The sequence below is a fragment of the Embleya sp. NPDC005575 genome (assembly GCF_040605455.1).
Taxonomy (GTDB): Bacteria; Actinomycetota; Actinomycetes; order Streptomycetales; family Streptomycetaceae; genus Embleya.
On record NZ_JBEXCV010000344.1, the window covers coordinates 1 to 1,496 of the forward strand.

The 1,496-nt window shown below is 69.2% G+C and carries 1 protein-coding gene; it reads right to left on the reverse strand.

The features are described 5' to 3' along the window. The coding region (locus tag ABZS54_RS42915; protein WP_355548889.1) for a M4 family metallopeptidase at positions 1-1,496 on the reverse strand (1,496 nt) is incomplete at both ends.

Below are 1,496 nucleotides of genomic sequence, written 5' to 3' on the forward strand. Positions count from 1 at the left end.
CCCGAGGTCGGGTTGACGCTCATCGAGAAGTCGGGGCCCGGGTTCCCGTTGCAGGTGGGGTCGCCGGTCTGGGCGGGCACGCTGATCGCGTCCCAGGCGGCCTTGGTCTTGTTGAACAGGGCGCATGTGGGGTCGAGGGTCTTGGCGGAGTTGAGGGTGGCGGTGCGGTACTTCTTGTAGGTCATGCCGCTGGTCTTGAGCAGCATGCCGCCGTAGAAGATCTTGCCGGCCTGTTGGACGCCGACGCCGGTGAGGGTGGTGTTGTTGCAGGTCGGGCTGGTGGGTTTGCCGCCGCCGGGGTTGGTGCCCTCGGCGAGCAGGTAGAACCAGTGGTTGAGCGGGCCGGCCGCGGCGTGTTCCTCGGTGTTGGGGATGGAGGAGCTGTAGCAGTCCGGGTCGCCGTTGGTGGACGGCTTGTACATGTAGCGGATGGGGCCTTGGCCGACGAGGTTGACGGCTTCGCCGACGGTGTAGTCGGGGACGTCGTACGGTGTGGGTTCGTTGGTGTAGGCCTCGGTCAGCGCGCCCATGATGTCGCCGGTGGATTCGCCCAGGCCGGGTTCGGTGCCGGCGCCGCCGGGGGTGAACTGGTCGATGCCGTGGCCGAATTCGTGGCCGACGACGTCCATCGAGCCGATCCACTGGTTGGCCTGGTTGTGGCCGATGGAGACGGAGGAGCCGTCCCAGTAGGCGTTGACGTCGTTGAGGCCGACCTTGACGGGCCAGCTGCCGCCGGTGCCGTTGTGGCCGTTGCGGCCGAGCCAGTCGCGGAGCATGTTCCATTCCTTTTGCGCCGCCCACATGACGTCGGCGCAGCCGGTTTCCTTGCTGGAGGCCTGGCCGTTGCCCCACGAGTCGGTGGATTTGGAGAAGATCTGGCCGGTGCTGTAGTCGGCGCAGGTCAGGCCGGGGCGGTTGGGGTCGCGTAGGGAGTATGTGCCGTTGTTGTTGGTGGTGTCGATGGTCAGCGGGTTGGGGCCGTTCCATTGGCTGTTCGCGCTGCCGGCCTTGACGTCGTCGACGGTGTCGAGCACCGTGCCCGTGCTCGCGTCGACGAAGACGTGCAGCCGGCTGGGCGCGGTGGCGGTGCGGCCGGCCAGGACGGTCTCCCAGGCCAGTGCGCTCTTGCCGTCCTTGACCCGGACGACCAAGCGGTGCGACTCGACCTTGTCCACGACCGCGAGCTTGGTCTTGGACGTGGCCTCCGCCGCGCCGGCCGCCACGACGGGCTGGATCTGGACGGCTATGCGGGCGTCGGTCGAGGATTGGGTCGCGCGGACGCGGCCCTGGCCGTCGGCGAGTACGACGGCGTCGCCGCCGACCACCGGGATGCCCCGGTAGGTGCGCTCGTAGGCGACCGAGTAGAGGCCGTTGACCCACGGGGTCACCGCTTGGCGCTGGTACTGCTCGTCGGGACCCTTGGCGAGGGAGTCCAGACCGCTGGCCGCGGCGCGGTCGGCGGCGGAGACCGCCAGCGACTGCGAGCCGGGCGGGGG